At 42.3% G+C, this 21,699-nt stretch carries 23 protein-coding genes; 6 read left to right on the top strand and 17 right to left on the bottom strand.

The annotated features are described in order from the left end of the window. The 8 genes from QUD85_RS08510 to QUD85_RS08545 all read right to left on the bottom strand — a co-directional run bounded on the left by QUD85_RS08510 (window position 1) and on the right by QUD85_RS08545 (window position 7,109). Entirely contained in the window at window positions 1-171 is a 171-nt protein-coding gene (locus QUD85_RS08510; RefSeq protein ID WP_177168892.1) for a hypothetical protein, read from the bottom strand. A 134-nt stretch (window positions 172-305) separates the two neighbouring features. Continuing rightward, on the bottom strand, window positions 306-1,976 hold the full coding sequence (gene glnS / locus QUD85_RS08515) for a glutamine--tRNA ligase (RefSeq protein ID WP_093329528.1): 1,671 nt from the start codon (window positions 1,974-1,976) through the stop codon (window positions 306-308). Between the two features lie 101 nt (window positions 1,977-2,077). Next, window positions 2,078-3,220 carry a ribonuclease D gene (gene rnd / locus QUD85_RS08520; protein ID WP_093329527.1) on the bottom strand — a complete coding sequence of 381 codons (1,143 nt, stop codon included), beginning with the start codon at window positions 3,218-3,220 and terminating at the stop codon, window positions 2,078-2,080. A 15-nt stretch (window positions 3,221-3,235) separates the two neighbouring features. Beyond that, entirely contained in the window at window positions 3,236-4,096 is an 861-nt protein-coding gene (gene rluB / locus QUD85_RS08525) for a 23S rRNA pseudouridine(2605) synthase RluB (protein ID WP_093329525.1), read from the bottom strand. A 97-nt stretch (window positions 4,097-4,193) separates the two neighbouring features. Beyond that, window positions 4,194-4,775 carry an SMC-Scp complex subunit ScpB gene (scpB, locus tag QUD85_RS08530; protein WP_093329524.1) on the bottom strand — a complete coding sequence of 194 codons (582 nt, stop codon included), beginning with the start codon at window positions 4,773-4,775 and terminating at the stop codon, window positions 4,194-4,196. Further along, a complete protein-coding gene (locus tag QUD85_RS08535; protein ID WP_093329522.1) occupies window positions 4,756-5,616 on the bottom strand; it encodes a segregation and condensation protein A in 861 nt (286 codons plus the stop codon). Before QUD85_RS08535 ends, scpB begins: the two co-directional genes overlap by 20 nt. A gap of 29 nt (window positions 5,617-5,645) precedes the next feature. After that, window positions 5,646-6,266, bottom strand: coding sequence for an L-threonylcarbamoyladenylate synthase (locus QUD85_RS08540; RefSeq protein WP_093329521.1), 621 nt, complete (start codon window positions 6,264-6,266; stop codon window positions 5,646-5,648). A gap of 12 nt (window positions 6,267-6,278) precedes the next feature. After that, window positions 6,279-7,109 (bottom strand): PHP domain-containing protein, encoded by an 831-nt coding sequence (locus tag QUD85_RS08545; protein WP_093329519.1) that lies wholly within the window; start codon window positions 7,107-7,109, stop codon window positions 6,279-6,281. A gap of 384 nt (window positions 7,110-7,493) precedes the next feature. On the opposite strand from QUD85_RS08545, the gene QUD85_RS08550 reads away from it, so the two are divergent. From QUD85_RS08550 to trpA, 6 genes are read left to right on the top strand one after another with little or no spacing between them, the layout of a single operon-like run. Then, a complete protein-coding gene (locus QUD85_RS08550; RefSeq protein WP_093329518.1) occupies window positions 7,494-9,071 on the top strand; it encodes an anthranilate synthase component 1 in 1,578 nt (525 codons plus the stop codon). Further along, on the top strand, window positions 9,071-9,682 hold the full coding sequence (locus QUD85_RS08555; RefSeq protein ID WP_093329516.1) for an aminodeoxychorismate/anthranilate synthase component II: 612 nt from the start codon (window positions 9,071-9,073) through the stop codon (window positions 9,680-9,682). Before QUD85_RS08550 ends, QUD85_RS08555 begins: the two co-directional genes overlap by 1 nt. Beyond that, window positions 9,675-10,697 carry an anthranilate phosphoribosyltransferase gene (trpD, locus tag QUD85_RS08560; RefSeq protein ID WP_093329515.1) on the top strand — a complete coding sequence of 341 codons (1,023 nt, stop codon included), beginning with the start codon at window positions 9,675-9,677 and terminating at the stop codon, window positions 10,695-10,697. Before QUD85_RS08555 ends, trpD begins: the two co-directional genes overlap by 8 nt. After that, window positions 10,690-12,078, top strand: coding sequence for a bifunctional indole-3-glycerol-phosphate synthase TrpC/phosphoribosylanthranilate isomerase TrpF (trpCF, locus tag QUD85_RS08565; RefSeq protein WP_093329513.1), 1,389 nt, complete (start codon window positions 10,690-10,692; stop codon window positions 12,076-12,078). Before trpD ends, trpCF begins: the two co-directional genes overlap by 8 nt. Before the next feature lie 2 nt (window positions 12,079-12,080). Then, window positions 12,081-13,292, top strand: a complete 1,212-nt coding sequence (gene trpB / locus QUD85_RS08570) for a tryptophan synthase subunit beta (protein ID WP_093329512.1) — start codon at window positions 12,081-12,083, stop codon at window positions 13,290-13,292. Beyond that, the gene (gene trpA / locus QUD85_RS08575) at window positions 13,292-14,110 is read left to right on the top strand and encodes a tryptophan synthase subunit alpha (RefSeq protein ID WP_093329510.1); all 819 of its coding nucleotides are present in this window, start codon (window positions 13,292-13,294) and stop codon (window positions 14,108-14,110) included. The genes trpB and trpA overlap by 1 nt, the downstream gene beginning before the upstream one ends. A 69-nt stretch (window positions 14,111-14,179) precedes the next feature. Here the strand turns inward: trpA and blaOXA are convergent, their stop codons facing one another. The 9 genes from blaOXA to QUD85_RS08620 form a co-directional block, all read right to left on the bottom strand. After that, window positions 14,180-14,977 carry a class D beta-lactamase gene (blaOXA, locus tag QUD85_RS08580; RefSeq protein WP_093329508.1) on the bottom strand — a complete coding sequence of 266 codons (798 nt, stop codon included), beginning with the start codon at window positions 14,975-14,977 and terminating at the stop codon, window positions 14,180-14,182. 44 nt (window positions 14,978-15,021) lie between these two features. Continuing rightward, window positions 15,022-15,387: a hypothetical protein gene (locus QUD85_RS08585; protein ID WP_093329507.1), complete on the bottom strand. Its 366-nt coding sequence runs from the start codon at window positions 15,385-15,387 to the stop codon at window positions 15,022-15,024. A gap of 520 nt (window positions 15,388-15,907) precedes the next feature. Then, on the bottom strand, window positions 15,908-16,186 hold the full coding sequence (locus QUD85_RS08590) for a hypothetical protein (RefSeq protein ID WP_286218399.1): 279 nt from the start codon (window positions 16,184-16,186) through the stop codon (window positions 15,908-15,910). Between the two features lie 415 nt (window positions 16,187-16,601). Continuing rightward, on the bottom strand, window positions 16,602-17,573 hold the full coding sequence (locus tag QUD85_RS08595; RefSeq protein WP_093329505.1) for a transposase: 972 nt from the start codon (window positions 17,571-17,573) through the stop codon (window positions 16,602-16,604). A gap of 115 nt (window positions 17,574-17,688) precedes the next feature. Then, window positions 17,689-17,940, bottom strand: a complete 252-nt coding sequence (locus tag QUD85_RS08600; RefSeq protein ID WP_093329504.1) for a hypothetical protein — start codon at window positions 17,938-17,940, stop codon at window positions 17,689-17,691. Window positions 17,941-18,060: 120 nt separating this feature from the next. Then, entirely contained in the window at window positions 18,061-18,390 is a 330-nt protein-coding gene (locus tag QUD85_RS08605; protein WP_093329502.1) for a hypothetical protein, read from the bottom strand. A gap of 65 nt (window positions 18,391-18,455) precedes the next feature. Further along, a complete protein-coding gene (locus tag QUD85_RS08610; RefSeq protein ID WP_093329501.1) occupies window positions 18,456-18,755 on the bottom strand; it encodes a hypothetical protein in 300 nt (99 codons plus the stop codon). Window positions 18,756-19,187: 432 nt separating this feature from the next. Further along, window positions 19,188-21,026 (bottom strand): DUF885 domain-containing protein, encoded by a 1,839-nt coding sequence (locus tag QUD85_RS08615; protein ID WP_093329499.1) that lies wholly within the window; start codon window positions 21,024-21,026, stop codon window positions 19,188-19,190. Window positions 21,027-21,205: 179 nt separating this feature from the next. Continuing rightward, window positions 21,206-21,631, bottom strand: a complete 426-nt coding sequence (locus QUD85_RS08620) for a hypothetical protein (RefSeq protein WP_093329498.1) — start codon at window positions 21,629-21,631, stop codon at window positions 21,206-21,208. Between the last annotated feature and the right edge of the window lie 68 nt (window positions 21,632-21,699).

A 21,699-nucleotide genomic window follows, 5' to 3' on the forward strand; every position in this document is an offset into this window, starting at 1 on the left:
CTAGGATTTACGTTGAAAAATATGATCTTTGCCCGTTTTTAAACAATACAATCGATTTGCAGCCATAAGCACAACAATAAGGCCAATCACAAATTCAAACCAACTTGCATCTCGCAAACTGATGAACATGAGGTAAGCACCGACAAAAACTAGAAAAGCTTGAGCTATCATTGAATTATCCTTTTTATAAAAAATTGAATGCACACCAATAGTTTATAGCACAGAATTTGAATGTAAGAAGTGAGAAATGAGCATAAAAAAACCAGCACTAGGCTGGTTTTTTAAATCTTAAATTGGTTGGGCGATTAGGCGTTTATTTTGGCCCAGGTATCACGCAATCCTACAGTACGGTTAAACACTAAGTTGTCTTTACTGCCGTCTTTGCTGTCCAAACAGAAATAACCTTGGCGTTCAAACTGATAAGATTTTTCTGCTTCAGCGTTAACAAGCGCTGGTTCAACTTTTGCGCCAGAGATAGTCACTAATGAATCTGCGTTAATCACCTTATGAAAATCGTCTTCTGCGCCTGGGTTAGGCACATTGAACAAACGATCGTATAGGCGTACTTCAGCATCCAACGCGTGTTCAGCACTTACCCAATGAATAACGCCCTTTGGCTTGGTTCCATCTTCTGGGTTTTTACCTAAGGTGTTCTCGTTGTACTGACAATATACCGTTGTTACATTGCCCTGCTCGTCTTTGTCACAGCGCGTTGCTGTTACTACGTATGCACCACGCAGGCGTACCGCTTTGTCTAAAACAAGGCGTTTGTATTTCTTGTTTGCTTCTTCTCTAAAGTCTTCTGCTTCAATAAACAACTCTTTAGAAAACGGCACTACACGCGAGCCCATCTCTTCAATGTTTGGATGATTTTTAACGTTAAGCTCTTCTACTTGGCCTTCTGGGTAGTTTTCAATCACGAGTTTAATCGGATCTAACACAGCCATAGCACGCGGCGCATTCTCGTTAAGGTCATCTCGAATACACGATTCAAGTACGCTCATTTCTACCGTATTGTCCATCTTGGTTACACCGATGCGCTTAGCAAACTCACGCATTGACGCGGGTGTATAGCCACGACGACGAAATGCCGCAATCGTTGGCATACGAGGGTCATCCCAACCCGAAACAAGCTTTTCTTCAACCAGCGCATTCAACTTACGCTTACTCATTACCGTGTATTCAAGGTTTAGACGAGAAAATTCATATTGATGAGGTGTCGATTCAATCGAAATATTCTCGATAACCCAGTCGTACAAACGACGGTTATCTTGGAATTCAAGGGTACATAACGAATGTGTAATATCTTCAATCGCATCTGAAATACAATGCGTAAAATCGTACATTGGATAGATGCACCACTTGTCACCCGTTTGATGGTGGTGGGCAAATTTAATGCGATAAATCACAGGATCACGCATACACATGAAGCTTGAAGACATATCGATTTTAGCACGAAGACAGCATTCACCCTCTTTGTACTCACCGTTCTTCATCTTTTCAAAATGCGCTAAGTTTTCCTCTACCGCGGTATCACGGTATGGGCTGTTCTTGCCTGGCGCTTTCAACGTACCACGATATTCTCTGATTTCTTCCGGATTTAAAAAGTCTACGTAAGCAAGACCTTTCTCGATTAGTTCAACAGCATAGCCATGTAAACGGTCAAAGTAGTCCGATGAATAACGCACATCACCGTTCCACTCGAAGCCTAACCAGCGTACGTCTGCCATAATCGAATTAACGTAGTCGATGTCTTCTTTTTCTGGGTTGGTGTCGTCAAAACGTAAGTTACACGTACCTTGATAATCTTGGGCAATACCAAAATTTAAGCAAATAGATTTTGCGTGGCCAATGTGTAAATAACCATTTGGCTCAGGCGGGAAACGAGTATGTATCTCCGTATGCTTGCCATCAGCAAGATCGGTATCAATAATTTGACGAATAAAATTAGTTGGACGAGTTTCTGTATCCGACATCCAATAAAACCTCTAAAAAAGTGCGCGTTACGCTAAATTGACGCGATTATAACAAGTGTTTAGTAGGAAAAATAGCGCCTACCAGCGCGTATTTGCAGGTATTAACCTGGTAATTGTTCAAAATTATCAGCACTCATGGCTTCAAGCTTTTCACCGGCTAATCTTCTGCGCCATCCTGACAACAAATCTATTTGTTCCGGCGGACGATCGCTTATCTGATAATGGCGCTTTAAAAACTGATTTATTTGCTTTTTAGACGCAAGCAATTCCACTTGAATACCTGCCTCTTCTGCCGCCTTCGCTAGAAAGTTCTTCACCCGTTTGTATACCTGCTTATAGCCCGGTTGTTCGTCGAGGCGTTGAACTCTTTGAGGATAATCCTGCGCAGGTAACTCATTAGCTTTTCGCAATTCAGCTAAAAGGGCTTTCCCTTTATATTTAACATCGTTTGCCTCAACCCCTTCTAACTGCGATAACGCATAAAAGTGTTTTGGGTTTTTCTGAGCGACTGTAAATAAGGTGTGGTCTTTAACCACAAAACTCAAGGGCACATTCTTCTTAATCGCATGCTGATAGCGCCACTTACACAGCGCCTTTAAGCGATTCAGTTGCTCTGGGTTTAACCGCCAAGCCAGCTTCACGTTTTTATATAGATTTTCTTGGTCAACCTGCTGACACTTTTTCTCTATTAAACGTTCGCTTTCTTCTATCGCCGCATTTAACCACGTGGTTTCGCTAATTTCCTGTTGGATTTTAGGGAAAATTTCATGCAAATGAATCACATCAGCAATGGCATATTGCTTTTGTTTTTCGGTCAATGGGCGCTTTGTCCAATCAGTACGTGACTCGGACTTATCGAGCTCAATCGCCAAATAATGCTTCACCGTAGCTGCGTAGCCCAAACTTAAGCCATGACCCAGAAATGTCATCATAATTTGACTATCAAGCACATTGACCGGCCTGCAGCCCTCTTGCAAGAACACTTCAATGTCCTCGGAACAGGCGTGAAGTACCTTCAGTATTTTGCTATCACTCATCAGCGCCCAAAAAGGCGCTAGATCGTTCACTTCAATCGGGTCGATTAATGCGCAATGTTGGCCGTTACTGACTTGAATTAAGCCCAATTTAGGAAAATAGGTACGGGTGCGAACAAACTCAGTATCTACCGCTAAAAATTCACTGTTTTCCAGCTTTAGACAAAAGTCTGCCAGCTCAGCGTTTGTCGCTATGTATTGATACGTCACGTGATTTTCTCTTTATTATTTGCGTCTTCTTCGTGCTGTGGTTTGACGTTGTTGATGCTTTTTAACACTACGACGTATGCGTCTGTGCTTGGCATTATCAATAGATTTTTCATCAACTTTAACTTTACTTTGCGTTTCAGGTTTTAAGCCTACCAAGCGACGGTAATAATTTACATCTTTTAGTGGCAGTTCCGCCCAACCACCTAACGGTAAGCGGCGATTTAGCTCCATGTCACCGTAACGCACGCGAATCAAGCGAGAGACCTGAACTTCTTGGCTTTCCCATAGGCGTCTAACTTCGCGGTTACGCCCTTCTGAAAGCACAACATGATACCAGTGGTTTCGGCCTTCACCACCTTTGTAAATAATCTTTTGAAACTTGGCTGGGCCATCTTCTAGATTTACGCCATTGCGCAATCGTTGCAGCATAGCATCGTCTACTTCACCAAACACACGCACAGCGTATTCACGCTCTACATTGTGTGAAGGATGCATTAATCGGTTTGCTAACTCACCATCTGTGGTAAATAGCAACATCCCTTGCGTGTTAATATCTAACCGCCCAACTGCTACCCAACGGCCACCCTCAAGTGGTGGCAGGCGATCGAATATTGTCGGTCTTCCTTCCGGATCTTTGCGCGTTGACATTTCCCCTTCCGGTTTGTTGTACATTAACACGCGACAAATATCTTCATCGGCAGATTTAAGTTTGACGGCGTGGCCATCTACACGAACCTGCTCGGTACCTTCGATACGATCGCCCAAATAGGCAACTTTACCGTCAACACTAACGCGACCTTCGCTGATGAGTTTTTCCATTTCGCGGCGAGAGCCCTTACCTGCACGTGCAAGGACCTTTTGTAGTTTTTCAGACATGTATCTTCTCCCGTCAGTAATCTAGGTTGCTGACATCATTACTGGATAAAGCGCTATTGTAGCAGGCTAGCGCTGGTTTTACTCTATTTAAATCGGCTTAATGAACCGGTTGGCCTTCCGACACTAACTCTAATTCAGGCACATCAATCGGTTCAATATCTTCTAGCACTGGCAACTGTTCAAGCGAGGTTAAATTGAAATAATCTAAAAACGCCTTAGTAGTGCCATACAGAGCTGGTCTACCCGGTACCTCTTTGTGACCAATCACGCGAATCCACTCTCGCTCTAGTAGCGTTTTAATAATATAACTGCTTACCGACACGCCACGGACATCTTCTATTTCACCACGCGTAATAGGCTGTTTATATGCTATTAGCGATAATGTTTCGAGCAAAGCTCTTGAATATTTAGGCGCTCTTTCTTTGAATAAATAAGATAAATCGTCACTTAAGCTAGCTACCGCTTGAAAACGATAGCCAGAGGCCACTTCGACAAGCTCAATGCCTTTGTCTTGATAGTCGTTTTGTAACTCTTCAAGCAGTAATTTGATTTGTTTTGTTGTTGTATCAATGTCAGACAACGTTGTTTCTTTCATCTTTACAACACTAATCGGATGCGGGCTGACAAATATTGTTGCTTCAATTAGCTTTTTCAGCTCTTTATGATTCAACTTTTTCATGTTTCAACCTCACTTGTATAGGGCCATAGACCTGCGCTTGCACGCACTCAACTAAAGACTCTTTTACTAATTCTAAAATAGCCAAAAAGGTGACCACTACCCCTTGTTTACCCTCACTTGGCGTAAACAATTGGCCAAACTCCAAAAACGATTCTTTACCATCTTTTAAACGCGCAAGCACGTTAGTCATGCGTTCACGGGTTGATAACGTTTCTCTGTGAATTTGATGGTGTTCAAAGGCTTCACTGCGTTTCATCACGCCGCGCAGTGCGTCGAGTAGTTCCGCCATCTCGACAGTTGCTTGCGGCGTTTTAGCCACGTAATCTGGATGGATAGGTAAATCAATATGATGATTGTCACGCTCTAGTCGAGGTAACTCGTCCATATTTTCTGCCGCTTTCTTTATAATTTCGTATTCTTGCAAGCGACGAACTAACTCGGCTCTTGGGTCAACTTCATCTTCGTCAACCTGTTGCTTGGGCAGCAATAAACGGGATTTTATTTCAGCCAAAATAGCGGCCATCACTAAATATTCAGCGGCGAGTTCAAGCTTAAATTCTTTCATCAAGTCGACATATTCCATGTACTGCGCGGTAATTGGCGCGATGGGTAGATCTAAAATGTCGAATTTTTGTTTTCGAATTAAATAAAGCAGTAAATCGAGCGGGCCTTCAAACGTTTCTAGGATAACTTCCAGCGCATCAGGTGGAATGAACAAATCTTGCGGCTTTTCGACCATAGCTTCGCCACGGATCATGGCCAAAGGCAATACCTGTTGTACCATTTCCCCTTTTGACTGAGCAGACTTTTTGTCTGGGCCTAGCGCTTTATTTGTCGTCATTGTTATCTTTTCTAATAAACTATCGCCACTTATTCAAATGGCGTTGGGTCTCCTTCACCCACCCTTATAATGTCACCGTCGCTGTCGGCAAAATCGATCACGGTGGTGGGCTTCTCTCCAAGATACCCGCCATGGATTATCAAATCAACTCGATGCTCTAAAATATCGCGAATATGCTCTGGGTCAAATTCCGCTCTTTCTTCCCCCGGCATAATCAAGGTTGTCGACATAATTGGCTCACGCAGCTCGTCTAGCAATGCTTGCGTTATATTATTGTCAGGAATTCGAATACCAATGGTGCGCTTTTTCTCGTTAAGTAAACGTTTTGGAACCTCTTTGGTTCCTTTAAAAACAAAGGTATAAGCACCTGGCGTATTGTTCTTTATTAAGCGAAAGGCGTTGTTCTCTACTCTCGCGTAGGTTGAAAGCTCCGATAAGTCTTTACACACTAAAGTGAAATTATGGTTTCTGTCGATATCACGAATGGCGCAAATTCTATCTAGCGCTTTTTTATCACCTATGTGGCAACCCAAGGCATAACCTGAATCGGTTGGGTATACGATTACCGCACCTTGATGAATTAATGCCGCCGCTTGCTTCATTAAGCGCCCTTGCGGGTTATCTGGATGCACATAAAAAAATTGACTCATTGCTTTATTCCTTTATTGCCACAGTTGCCATATCGGTTTGCAGTTTTCAGGCAGAGTTAGATTACGTCCTAAATCGCTCCACTTTGACGGAAAATGAAAGTCCGAACCCATCGATGCGTAAAAGTCATAGTCCTGACAGTACGATAACATGGTTTCTCGTTGCTGCTTATTCATTTGCGGTAAGACAATTTCTAAGCCTTTGCCACCGGCATGTTTAAAGTCTTCTATTAAACGCCTACGCCACTTTGCCGATAGATCGTAACGAATAGGATGCGCCAGAACCGCATGGCCGCCCGCTTGCTCAATTGCAGCTACCGCTTGTTCAATCGTGCTCCACATCGGTTTAACATAAGCACGTTTCCCTTTACCTAAGTACTTATCAAAGGCAGCTTGCATAGTATTGACACTACCTTGTTGGTGTAGCACCCGCGCAAAGTGTGCGCGGGTAATAGAGCCATCGCCTGCTAGTGCCTTAGCCTTTTCATAGATACCTTCAAAACCACACTTAGTTAGCTTTTCCGCCATCATCACCGCACGCTTTTCACGTATTGCCTGATGCTTATCAACAATGTCACTAATTGCTTGATGGCGATGATCTATGTCTAAACCCACCACATGAATTTCAAAACCATGCCAGCCAGTAGAAATCTCAATGCCACGAACTAGCTCAAGCGGTAATTGCTTGTCTTCAATATAATTTTTCGCAATATCTAATGCCGTAACCGTGTCGTGATCTGTAATCGCAAGCATGTCGATTTGAAAGTTCGTTGCCCTATCTACAAGGGCTTGCGGGGAAAGTTGACCATCTGAACAATGGGTGTGGCTGTGCAGATCTATTTGCATTTTTATCGGTGACCCTTTTTTATGCCATTGGCAACGATATTTAGTCGTTGACAAGCACGTTAAAATACGGTTTTCTATATGCATCAATTAATGTTAAGTGTACAGCGATATACAACGCAATGAAACTAGCGCAACAAACTATTTCAACGATTTGGTGGTGGCATAACTCAAATTAACGGGTTGTGACGATAGCTAGTGTTTAATTGAAAACATATTCTCGATAACCCGCTTTGTAAGCGGGTTTTTTATTTTAAAAAAGGCAAATTATGCTTAAGCAAAAAGTTAAAAGTTGGTTTATCTGGTGGCTTCAGCCGCTTTACGCAGGATAGCAACACCGAAGACGGTGTGCTTTACATGTAACTATCAGCATTATATGGATTAACGATGAGCACAGATAAACAAACACAGGGCACGGTAGAAACCATTGTCCGTAAAACAACCTATCAAAAAGAACCGTTAGCGGTTTATAACCAGCTATGTGCTGGGCAAGCAAATACCCTGCTGCTAGAGTCAGCAGAAATCGATAAAAAGCATCAACTAAAAAGTTTGTTGCTGACCAAAGCAGCAGTCAAATTGGTATGCCAGCAAAACAGCGTTGAACTATACCCACTTACCGAAAACGGTAAAGCAGCTGTTGATGAAGTAACCTCGGCATTAGAAGGTACCTGCCAAATCAACGCATCAGCTGATAAAACAACACTAAGCTTTGCCAAACCCGACGCCAATTTAGACGAACATCAACGATTAAAGTCTGCCAATGTATTTCAGGCGCTAAGACAATTTACGACCTTTGAAAACTTAACCAATCACCCTTTTGGTGTATTCCTCGCAGGCACGTTCGCGTTTGATTTAATCGCCTGTGCAGAGGAATTACCTGCAGTTGCCGAGGGGGCAAACACTTGTCCTGACTACGCCTTTTATCTTGCTGAGCATATGGTGCTGATTGACCATGAAACGCAAAGCTGTGAAGTATTAGGCAATGTATTTTCCAAAGAAACAGACATCAAGGCAGCAATTACACAGGGCGTTGAACAACTTGCTAATGCTTTAGAGCGCCCTATAGCCAGTATTCAAACGCAAGAAAATGTAGCTGCCACCGCAGTTGAAGCTAGTGTGGATATTTCCGATCAGGCGTTTTGCGATATCGTTGAGCAGTTAAAACAAAACATTGTTGCCGGTGATATATTTCAGGTAGTGCCGTCGCGCACCTTTTCACTGCCATGCAGCAACGCCCTACTTGCTTACAACGCGTTAAAGCAATCTAATCCAAGCCCATACATGTTTTACGTGCAAGATGAAGACTTTACCATTTTTGGCGCATCGCCAGAGTCAGCACTAAAATATCAACACCAAAGCAGACAAGTAGAAATTTACCCGATTGCAGGTACTAGACCGCGCGGGTTTGATCAACACGGTAACATTAGTCTTGACCTAGACAGTCGCATTGAACTGGATTTACGCCTTAACGAAAAGGAATTAGCAGAACACATCATGCTAGTAGATTTAGCACGCAACGATATTGCCCGTGTTAGCAAACCGGGGACTCGTCACATTGCTGATTTGCTAAAAGTTGACCGTTATTCGCATGTCATGCACTTAGTTTCGCGAGTGTGCGGCGAATTACAGGATGACTTAGATGCCTTGCAGGCATATCAGGCGTGCATGAATATGGGCACGCTATCTGGCGCGCCAAAAGTAAAAGCTACTCAGTTGATTCGCGATCAAGAACAACACCGCAGAGGCAGTTATGGTGGCGCGGTTGGCTATCTGACAGGCGAAGGTGAAATGGATACCTGTATTGTGATTCGAAGTGCTTTTGTCAAAGATGATATGGCGCATATTCAAGCAGGTGCAGGTGTGGTGTTTGATTCAGTAGCACAAGCTGAAGCTGATGAAACCCGTCAAAAAGCACAAGCGGTGATAAACGCGATAAAAACAGCTAGTCAGTTGGAGGCGATCTAATGGAAAACGTAAAGATTTTTATGTTAGATAATTTAGACTCGTTTACCTACAACCTAGTAGACGAATTTAAAGCGCTGGGCTATGACATTGTTGTGTATCGCAATACCCTCTCGGCTGATTTTATCTATCAACAAATGCAACAGTCGGACAAACAACCGGTATTGGTTTTATCGCCAGGTCCGGGAGCGCCGCATAACGCAGGTTGCCTATTGGCGCTGATTAAACTTGCAGCAGGTAAGATACCCATGTTTGGTATTTGTTTGGGCCATCAAGCCATTGTTGAAGCCTTTGGCGGCAAAGTTGACCGAGCGCCCGAGATAGTGCACGGCAAAGCTTCTAACGTTAGCCACAGCGCTACTGGCGTGTTTGAAGGCATTGCTAATCCATTGCCGGTCGCCCGTTATCATTCGCTGGTAGCAACCAAAGTACCGAGCTGTTTAAACGTTATCGCAAAATATCAATCGCTTTGTATGGCGGTAACACATCAAAGCCATGCGATTATTGGTTATCAGTTTCACCCTGAATCTATATTAACCACGTATGGCAGCAATTTAATCGAACAAACTTTAACGCATTTGCTTGCATTAACGAAAGAGAACGAAAATGTCTGAAGTATTACAACAACTTGTAGAAGGTAACGCGTTATCTCAAGCGCAATCACATCAGTTTTTTGAGCAAATGATCACAGGTAATGTCGAGCCAGCGCTGCTTGCTGCAGTGTTAACGGCGTTGAAACTTAAAGGTGAATCGTCAGAAGAAATCGCTGGTGCAGCAACCGCGATTCGTGAACATGCAACAGCATTTCCAAGCACCGGTTACCCTGTCACCGATTGCGTAGGAACAGGAGGAGACGGCGCAAACACGATTAACATTTCAACGACATCAGCCATTGTTGCTGCCAGCTGTGGCATAAAGATGGCAAAGCACGGAAATCGCAGCGTATCGAGTATGTCGGGTAGCGCTGATTTACTTGAAGCCTTTGGCGTCAATTTATCAATGTCGCCAGAAGTAGCAAAGCAGTGTTTAGATGAAACCAATCTATGTTTTCTCTTTGCGCCAGCTTACCACGCAGGGTTTAGACATGCTGGTCCAGTAAGACAAGCAATGGGAATTCGCACCCTATTCAATATCCTTGGCCCTTTAGTTAATCCTGCAAAACCTAGCACCATGCTGTTAGGCGTTTATACGCCAACTTTACTCCCTATTATTGCCCAAAGCTTGAAATTAACTGGCGTAAGCGCAGCGTGGGTTGTACACGGCGCGGGGCTTGATGAATTAGCCTTACACGGCGAATCAACAGTCTATGAATTAAAAGATAGCAACATAACCACCAAATCCATTTCGCCTGCTGACTTTGGATTACCAGAGTACCCTTTAGAAGCGCTTAAAGGTGGCACGCCAGAGCAAAATGCCGACATCATTAAGGCGATACTGCAAGGTAAAGGCGAAGCGGCTCATAATGCTGCAGTAGCTATTAACACGGCAGCATTACTATATTTGCATGGTAAAGCAGCGACCTTGATTGAAGCAGGCGAACTCGCTCAACAAGCAATTGCTTCTGGCCAAGCTTGGGATACGTTAACGGCATTTGCAACGCTTTCACAACAAGGAGCGGTAAATGGCTAATGTATTAGAAAAAATCGTCGCCGATAAACGCATTGAAATAGCGCAACTACAGCAAACTATGCCGTTGAGCGAGTTTGTTGATGGTTTAACGCCGACACAAAAAGACTTTTACGGCGCGCTAAGCAGAAAATCCGGCGCTAGCCATGCAGGCTTTATTCTCGAATGTAAAAAAGCCTCTCCGTCAAAGGGCTTAATAAGAGAAGACTTTGATATTGGCGCTATAAGTCAGGTCTACCAGAACTACGCGGCCTGTATTTCGGTGCTAACCGATGAAAAATATTTCCAAGGTAAGTTTGAGTACCTGCAAACGGTAACAAGCACGGTTACATGCCCGGTATTAAATAAAGACTTTTTTGTCGATACTTACCAAGTGCATTTGGCAAGATACTATGGCGCTGACGCTATATTGTTGATGCTAAGCGTGCTTAACGACGAAGAATATCAAGCATTAGCTGATGTTGCTCAAGCATACAACATGGCGATTTTAACCGAAGTATCAAATGAAGAAGAAACCGCTCGAGCAATCGCGCTAGGCGCCAAACTTATTGGCATTAACAACCGAAATTTGAGAGATCTGTCTACCGATATTTCGCGTACATTAGACATAGCACCTACAATTCCAGAAGATCGCATTATTATTTCCGAATCAGGTATTTACACCAATGATCAGGTGCGTGAAATTGCGCCGAGCGTCGATGGTTTTTTAGTGGGGTCGTCGCTTATGGCTGAAGACGATCTTGACCTTGCCTGTCGCCAATTAATCTTTGGACAAAACAAAGTGTGCGGTATTACAGCTGCGCAGCAAACACAGTTGCTTATTGAAGCCGGTGCAGTCTACGCAGGCCTTATTTTCGCGGAAAAATCGCCGCGTTGTGTTGATTTGGATACGGCGCAGAAAATCGTACAAAGCTGTTCTTCACTGCGTTATGTTGGCGTATTTGTTGATCACGACGAAAACACCGTCATCGAGTATGCCAAGACATTAGGCTTGTCTGCGGTGCAGCTACATGGCCAAGAGAGTGACAGTTACATCGCTAGTTTAAAAGCGCAACTGCCAGCACATGTAGAAATTTGGCAAGCGGTGTCGGTGCAAGATGAAGTACCACCACTAAACACCGATTGCGCTCATTATGTTCTAGATGGAAAGGCGCCAGGCAGTGGCCAGCCATTTCGATGGCAAACGTTAGCCGAAAGCGAGCAAATATTATCACGCTGCTTTCTTGCTGGTGGACTGTCCGCAAGCAATATTAAGCAAGCAATCAACCTATTAAACGAACAAGAACTGTTTGGTTTGGATATCAACTCTGGTGTTGAAACATCGCCAGGACAAAAAGACCAAACATTATTGAACACTGTATTTAACGAAATACGGAATTATTAAAAATGAAAGCATCAGAATTATCATCATTACCCGCCTATTTTGGCGAATTTGGCGGCATGTTTGTCGGCGAATTACTTGTACCTGCGCTAGAGCAACTCGAGCAGGCATTTTTGGACGCACAGCAAGATAAGGCGTTTTTAGACGAATTTAATCATTTATTGTCCAGCTATGCTGGTCGCCCTACACCACTTACGCTATGTCGAAATTTAGTGAAAAACCCACTCGCTAAGGTGTATTTAAAACGTGAAGATTTACTCCACGGTGGCGCACATAAAACCAACCAAGTTTTGGGACAAGCCTTACTTGCAAAACGTATGGGTAAAACCGAAATTATTGCCGAAACGGGCGCAGGACAGCACGGCGTAGCAACTGCTATCGCTTGTTCATTGTTAGGACTAAAGTGTCGCGTATATATGGGCGCTGTAGACTGTGAACGTCAGCAACCTAATGTATTTCGAATGAAGCTTATGGGTGCAGAAGTTATTCCTGTAACCGCAGGCAGTGGCACGCTAAAAGACGCGGTAAATGAAGCGCTTCGCGATTGGTCAGCAAGTTACGACAAAGCACATTACTTGTTAGGAACAGCCGCTGGTCCTCACCCTTTCCCAACGATTGTGCGCGAATTCCAAAAAATGATAGGCATTGAAGCTAAACAACAATTATTAGCAGAAGAAGGTAGATTACCTGACTATGTGATCGCATGTGTTGGCGGTGGTTCAAATGCTATTGGCATGTTTCAAGATTTTATTAAAGAAGATGGCGTTAAACTCATTGGTGTGGAAGCTGGTGGTAAAGGCGTTGATACTGAAGAGCATGGTGCAACATTGTCGGCAGGTACTAAAGGTATGCTACATGGCAATTACACCTACATTATGCAAGACAAGTTTGGCCAAATTGAAGAATCTTATTCAATTTCAGCTGGTTTAGATTATCCAGGTGTTGGGCCGCAGCACGCATTTTTAAAGGAGACAGGCCGCGCGCAGTATGTACCAATCAACGACGATGAAGCACTTGCAGCTTTTCAAGCGATGGCTAAAAGTGAAGGTATTATTCCTGCATTAGAATCGTCTCATGCGCTTGCACAAGCGTTAAAAATGGCTGAAGACGTTACCGAAGAAACGATTATTTTGGTGAATTTATCGGGTCGCGGAGACAAGGATTTAGCACACGTACATACGGTGTTAGCCGCGCAAGATGCAGAGGAGGCAAAGTAATGGCTCAGCAAAATCGATACGAAAAGATGTTTAACGCTGTAGAGGCACGCATGGAAACTGGCGCTTTTGTTCCTTTTGTCACCATCGGCGATCCTAGCCCTGCACTGTCTTTTGAAATCATAAAAACCTTAATCGACAACGGCGCAGATGGTCTTGAGCTGGGTATTCCGTTCTCAGATCCCAGTGCAGACGGTATTGTGATTCAAAAAGCAGGTATACGAGCATTAAGTGCTGGTGTGAATACGGACGGTTGTTTCGATATTTTGAAACAAGTCAGGGGTTATGCACCCGACGTACCTATTGGCTTGCTACTCTATGGCAACTTAGTATTCGCCTATGGCATAGACCGTTTTTATCAGCAGCTGGCTAGCATTGGCGTAGACTCCATACTGATTGCCGATTTGCCAATTCGTGAAAGTCAGCCATTTAGAGAAGCAGCAGAAAAACATGGCATTGCACAAATCTTTATCGCGCCACCAAATGCCAATGAGAAAACGCTAAGCGACATAGCTCAGTTTAGTAAAGGCTATACGTACGTATTGAGTCGCGCTGGCGTTACTGGCACGCACTCTGATGCACAAGTACCGAAACTTGAGCTTATCGACAAGCTACAAGCGCTTAATGCGCCACCAGCTGTGATTGGCTTTGGTATTTCAACACCGGAACATGTAAAAGCAGCGCTTGATTCAGGCGCTCGTGGTGCCATTAGTGGTTCAGCAACGGTCAAGTTAATCGAAGAGCATCTCGACAGCCCTGAGCAAATGCTGGCTGCATTAGCGAGCTTTGTTAGCGGGATGAAAGCGGCTACGAAAGCTTAAATAGAGTAAAAATAGAAGAAGAAACGCCTGATACTTTTAATAAAAGTAATCAGGCGTTTTTGTTTGTGTTTACTGAGGTGCTGGTATCGCGCCAAGGGAAATTAATGCTTCTTTGGCTAACTGTTTTCTTAACGCTAAATGCTGGCGCTGTTTAAGCGCTAAGTTAAGCGCAAACACCCAAGTACCATTTTCACTTTCAACATACCCCACATACCAGCCAACCGGCGCTTCACCTTGTGGTGCCCACCCTGTTTTACCATACAGCTTATATGTTGCTGTTTGTTCGGCAAGCATGATGGTTTTAAACAAGGCAAAATGTTTCTGCTCAAACGGTAATGTTTTCCCCTGTAGTTTTTTTAGAAAGTTTACCTGCGCTTCTGCGCTTAACTTTAACGTACCGTCTAACCAAAAATTTTCAACATCAAAGGCATCAGGCAATGTGCCGTAGTCCATTGATTTGATATAAGCTTTGTAGCGCTCAGCGCCAACTTGCTGAGCGATTTGCTGATAACACCACACACAAGACACTTGAAATGCTGAGGCTAACGTTTGATCTTTATTCCAACTTTTCAGCCAATAATCGGTGCCATTCCACTTAAATCTAGTTTCTGCATTGGTTGCCACCCCTGCTTGCAGCGCAATCAAGGTATTGGGAATTTTAAAGGTAGAAGCTACAGTAAACGGCTGTTTAGCTCTCGCAGGGTTGTAAACATACCTTTTTTTTGATTCTAGATGCTCAACAACCATGGAGCCCGCAACTGGCGATTTGGCAAACACTTCTGCAAGCTTTTCATCCTCTGCAAAGGAAGTGTGCGCGATAATAACAAACAAGAAAATAATGCGACTTATGTAATTTTTTCTTCTCATAAATTGAATATCGTGTCTTTGAAAAACAAAGGATAAACTTCTCTTTAATCATTTACACTAAAATTAATCAGTTTATCTCTTAACAAGGCTAAAAACTGCCTTAATTGTTGCTCGTCTGCATGTATGAATTGATGAATGTCTGACATTCTTTGCTTAGGATTTGTTAATTCGTTTGAGATATGGTCAATCAAAAGCTCTACAAATTTAGCGCCTTTTCGGCGCATATCTGCCGTAACTTTTTCAAGATTTTTGCGTGGTTCTTTTTCATAAATAACACCATAGAGCGCTAGGGTTATAGGCATAAGCCAGCGATCGTGCAATCTCCCCTCACCATTTTCTGTGTAGCGACTGCTACAAGATTTACACGACCAAAATCTGACACTTTCGACTTCTTCAGATGTTTCCGCCATTAATGATTGGTCGCATCTCAAACACAGAAAACTTTTCCCCATTTTTCAATTTCCTTACTTATCTCTTTTCTACTTATTTATACGTCTTCACATAATAAGCCGTAGCCAACACCAAAGCAGTTAAACACCACAAGTAACCCCCTATTTCTAATTGTACAGGTGTAATACTTTTACCATTACCCACAATCAGCTCGGGAAGGACTACAAATGCTAAAACACAAACAATACTGCAGGAAGAAATTGAGGAGAAATTGAGCCACCCATCGTTTTAATGATTTAACAGAAATTGAGCCACCCATCATTTTAAGAAGAAATAGAAATTGAGCCACCCATCGTTTTAATGATTTAAAGATTGTCACAAATGTTGGTTTGGCTCCACAAGAAAAAATGAAACTTTCAAGGTCATTTTGATGATGTTTGGTTATTTAGCGATGAATTTAACGTGTTTAGGCTTATTTTAGCTATAACAATGCCTTAGCTAAGGCTAATGGTGTTTTTATGATGGTATTTTGTTGCTTCACTAGCCAAAGAGTTGTCGGCTGCTTGTTATGTTTTGTCGTCGCTTTTGCTGAAGTTCACTAAACTGCTCAAGTGATACTTGTTGACCAACTGCGCCTTTGAATTGTTTTTCAAACTCGGTGGTTAGGCGAAGCCAACTATCGGTAGATATGTTTAACCTGTTGATGATAGTCGGTAAGGTGCTTTCTATATACCCTGCTTTGTCATCGCGAATCACCCTACCTGTTAAATCAACGAGCTGTATGTACTCATCTAGTTTAAATGGAAGACCATTAGGCATATCTTTTCTGGGATCACCTACAAAAGGCATAAGTGCTTTAGGTTGCTCTCCTTTAATCGCGGCTTTAACGCGAAGCTTTATACTGGTGTGCGCTGATTTTTAGAAATTGAGCCACCCATCGTTTTGATGATTTAAAGATTGCCACAAATGTTGGTTTGGCTCCACAAGAAAAAATGAAACTTTCAAGGTCATTTTGATGATGTTTGGTGGAGAAATTGAGCCACCCATCGTTTTAATGATTTAAAGATTGTCACAAATGTTGGTTTGGCTCCACAAGAAAAAATGAAACTTTCAAGGTCATTTTGATGATGTTTGGTTATTTAGCGATGAATTTAACGTGTTTAGGCTTATTTTAGCTATAACAATGCCTTAGCTCAGGCTAATGGTGTTTTTATGAAGGTATTTTGTTGCTTCGCTAGCCAAAGATTTGTTGGCTACTGGTTAAGTTTTGTCGTCGCCTTTGCTGAAGTTCACTAAACTGCTCTATTGATGCTTGTTGACCAACTGCGCCTTTGAATTGTTTTTCAAACTCTGTGGTTAGGCGAAGCCAGCTTTCTGGGGATATGTTTAACCTGTTAATGATAGTCGGCAAGGTGTTTTCTATATGACCTGCTTTGTCATCGCGAATTACTCTACCTGTTAAATCAACGAGCTGTATGTACTCATCTAGTTTAAACGGTAAACCATTTGGCATATCTTTTCTGGGATCACCTACAAAAGGCATAAGTGCTTTAGGTTGCTCTCCTTTAATCGCGGCTTTAACACGAAGCCTTATACTGGTGTGCATTGATTGTTCGGGAGTTTTAGCGATACCGGCTCTAACGGGATTTAAATCAACATAGGCCATACAAGCAGCAAGTGCTGCTTCATCAAGTAATGCCTGGCTGGTAAAGCGACCTTCCCAAAATCTTCCTGTGCAGTTATCTTCTGCATTGGCTTGTCTTGCTATAGGTTCGTTTAACAGACGCATAAACCAGCTAATATCGAACAGGCGTTGTCTATAGATTTCTATAGTGGATGTTAGCGTTGGTATTAGGCTTTGATGAATATCATCGCCTTTAGCAAATTGCTGGGTAAGCAAGGTACCTTTACATACCTTGTGCCAGCGATTGATAACCTCACTATCGGTTAAACTTTTTACTTTGTCATGGTTTATATGCAATACCACATGCACATGATTGCTCATTACCGCATAGGCACAAATATCAATACAAAAGACATTAGCTAGAAACAGCAAACGCTGCTCTATCCAGCCCCGTCTGTGCTCATAGCAGGTATTAGTTACTTTATCTTTACCACATAAGAATGCGCGTCTAACGCAACGGCTTACACAATGGTAATACGGGGTGGCTTGCAAACAGATTTGTTTGCTTCTTGGTGTCGGCATCATTCCCTCCTTGGAATTTACTTGCTCAACTTAAGCCTAGATTAGCTTTTTGATTTGTCCAGTTACAGTGGGTGGCTTAGTTATTTTCCCTATGTGACTGGGCCAAATGTACAGATTATTTTAATGATTCTTGCCAAACAGTTTCAAACTCTTGTTTGGTAATTGTATTGGAATCTGACAAATCTAGTTCTTTGATATGCCCATCATAAAGTCCAGGGCCAACATCATCATGGTATTCCTCTCGAGATGAAAACCATTTATTTCCATATTTCTCAACTTGACGGACTGCATAGCCGTTTTCATCAAATTCTGTCCAAATAGTGCCAATCCCTAGAAGGGACTCTGAGGGGCCTTTCCAATATTCCACAAATCTCTCCTAGAGGCATAACGCTTCACTAATAAGTAAAACAGTAAGTTGGCCATTTTGTTGCGTCGTTTGCAAGAAATTGGACAACACTGTTTATCTTTTTAAGTGACTTGTTATGTTTCATTTTAAACCGAACCAAAGTCCAATGATCGCAACAAATAAAGAAAGGACAGCTATTCTATTAGGAAACGAGTGATACCACTTTGATTGTTTGGTATGCGACTCCAAATACTCGACACCAGACAAGGTTATTCTGGGCTCCATAAAGCCAACCCCAGACTTTGAAGATATGTCTATAGCTTGGAGAAAGCCATAGTCAATCAAGTCTTTAACACAATCCAAATCCAATTCAGAGTTTGAATCTAAATGCTCGGGTAAATCTTTTTGTTGAGCTAATTTTAAGATTTTTATCGCATCTTCTTGCTTCAACTCAGTTTCTCCATGAAACATAACGCCTCGTTAAGAGGCAAATAAAGCTTGGCTATAATTTTGAGCGCAGCGACAAAAGCCAAGCTTTATTTGTCGCGCTTTAACGACTTGTTAGTTTGAATTTTACTGTAATCAATAGGCTTTTCTGCTGCAACGATAAAAGCGACAATAAATGCTGGTATAAATTGATAAATCCATTCTGCAACATTTTGTGCAAAAAGAAATGCAATTGATGCACTAGATAATGACGTAATAATTACACAAGTTAGAGATTGAAATTTATACGCCCAACCAACATGACTAGAAGAAACCTCTTTTCTAGATGCAAACCTTATAGCAAGCGCATAAATAATTAAAAAGAAGTATAAAAATACAAATGCACCCATGATTTCCTTTTCAAACTAACAGCTTATTAGTGGGAATTCCTTATAAGTCCAAACGAATTTGAACCTTATCTTAAAAACTTCCACACTAAATCATTAATTAAAACAGCAAGATAACACCAAATATTGCGACCAGCAAGATTCTCGGTTTCTGCAGAAAACGAGAATTGGACTTAGCGAGAATTAACTTGGCTCGCTAAGTCCAAAAGCTACTTAGTTAACTATCTGTTTTTTAACGTGTAAAAAATATGATTTGGAAAAAACGAGCCAAATTTACGATTTGTATTGCGAGCCAAATAAGTCAAATTAGTCGATATTCCATTTATACCTGTATAAACAGCCATGCAATGACAAAATATTTTTTACACAAAAAAGCCTAGCATTTGCTAGGCTTTCAACTCGTAGCTCGAAGCACACAGCCCGAGGCTTTTTTAACTATTTGCTGGCAATATACTCATCAACACGATCAGCCAACACATTCAACGGTAATGGACCATTTTGAAGAATGATGTCGTGGTATTCACGAATATCAAACTTGTCACCCATTTGCTGACGTGCATTTTCACGAAGCTCAAGGATTTTGATCATACCAATCTTATATGCTGTTGCTTGCGAAGGCATAACGACGTGACGTTCTACCATTTTAACCGCGTCTGATTCCGCATTTGGCGTGTTTTCAACGTAGTAAGCAATACCTTGCTCACGTGTCCATTTTTTAGCATGGATACCTGTATCAACAACTAGGCGACATGCACGCCATAATTCCATCGCTAAGCGACCAAAGTCAGAGTAAGGGTCTTGGTATAAGCCAATTTCTTTTGGAATGAACTCAGAATATAAGCCCCAACCTTCTGTATGCGCAGTGTAACGACCAAACTTACGGAACATTGGAATACCTTCTAGCTCTTGGTTAATCGCCAATTGCATGTGGTGTCCTGGAATACCTTCGTGGTAAGCCAAAGCAGCCATTTGGTAAGTCGGCATTGCTTCCATTTTGTATAGGTTGGCATAGTAAACACCTGGGCGTGAACCGTCTGGCGCTGGCGCTTGGTAGAATGCTTTACCGGCAGACTTTTCTCTAAATGCTTCTACAGCCTTAACTTTTAACTCTGCTTTTGGCTTAGTTAAGAATAACGTGTCTAAACGGCCTTTCATGTCGTCGATAAGCGCTACTGCTTCAGCGATATAACGGTCGCGACCTTCTTGTGTATCTGGGTAGTAGAATTGCGGGTCATGACGCATAAATTCAAAGAATGCCGCTAGGTCGCCGTCAAAATTTACTTTAACCATGATTTCACGCATTTCTTGATGAATGCGATCCACTTCACTTAAACCAATTTCGTGAATTTGTTCGGCGGTTAAATCAGTCGTTGTGGTTCTATTAAGCGCGTTGTTGTAGAAAGCTTCACCTTCTGGGAATTTCCAGGCACCGTCGCGGTTATCAGCACGTTGCTCTAAACCTTCTAAATACGTCACTAAACCATCGTAAGCTGGTTTTAATTGCGACGTTAGCGCTGCAGTTAGTTGCTGCATTAGCGCTTTTTGTTCTGCTTCTGTTGCATCAATTTTTGCTAACTTCTTCTTAAAATCGGCAAGAATAGTGCTGTCTTCACCTTCACTAAATGGAGCGCCGGTGATGATGTTCTTTGAATCACGAATCACGTGTTCGTAGACAAACTTAGGTGCGACAATGCCCTTTTCTTCTCTAATTTTAAGCTGTTCGATCAACTGTTCAATTAAAGGTTTAGCGTTGATAACACGTGAAATATAGTCTTTTGCTTCCTGTACATTAGTAATTAAATGCTGGTTAATTAAAAAGGCAGGAATTTGCGAATGCGTACCAAACATTTGATTTACAGGGTACGAATGATAACGCCATTTAAAATCGGCAATTTGTTGTTCGATTTGCTGAATAAATAAGGTGCGGCTTAATTTAGTTTGAGCGTCAAGATTGCTAGGATCAATTGCTTTGATTGTTGCAAGCGATTGTTTAGCGTATTCGATTTCTTTTACCGCATTTTCTTCGCTTAAATCGTTCCACTTGTCGTAGTCGTCTTTAATGCCTAAATACGTTTGGCTTACCGGGTTGCGTTTAACCGCATCCATAAAAATTTTGTCAAACACAGCATTTGCTTGCTTTGACGCTTCTTCAACACTTACTTGAGCAACTTCTGCTTGAGCGGGTGCTTGTGGTGTATTATTTACTTGTGGTTCGCTACATCCAACGAGCGCCATAGAAGACATGGCGATAGCAACAAGAGATTTTTTAAACATCTATCAACATCCTGACATTGAAAAATAAGGTGTACGGAAACGGTACAATATATCTCATTATTCTTGCAGGTCACACAGCAATCTCAATGGTTGTAGACAATTTAGTAACATTTGCGACAAAGCGCTAAATTCTGTAGATGGATAACAAAAAAAGGCTCGAAAAATCGAGCCTTTTCCTCTTAAGAAGTGAGCCAACCCCTTTCTTTGGCCTGCCTTGATAGTCGAAACAATATAATTGCGACAATAAGTATCATCACAGGTAATACAAATTGTGACGTTTCTAAAAATTCAGTGGCACCACTTAACACAAAGGTATGAAACATTTGCACCACGACACCCAACAGTGAAATACCGAAAAACGTAACCGCTACCTGTTTTTGCCTAAACAGCGCGACACTGCCAATTGCGCCGCCAAATACTGCAGCAGCAAAAGCTAACGTGACCCACATAGGCATATTTTGATAGTAGGCTTGATGCTGCTCTGGCATCGCTGCTAACGTTTCTGGTGTCATCGCCATTTGCATAGTAAAGGCTAATACGCCCAGCACATTCCAAATAATCGCGGTAATAGCAACAGGCTTGAACCACTTAGGTAAAGTTTCCATAAGTCCCCCATTTCATTATTTTTTTGCTGTCATTTTTCAGTTAACCATTGGCTGATATTCAGTTAAAA

Origin of the sequence: Thalassotalea agarivorans (assembly GCF_030295955.1) — a bacterium.
GTDB lineage: Bacteria > Pseudomonadota > Gammaproteobacteria > Enterobacterales > Alteromonadaceae > Thalassotalea_D > Thalassotalea_D agarivorans.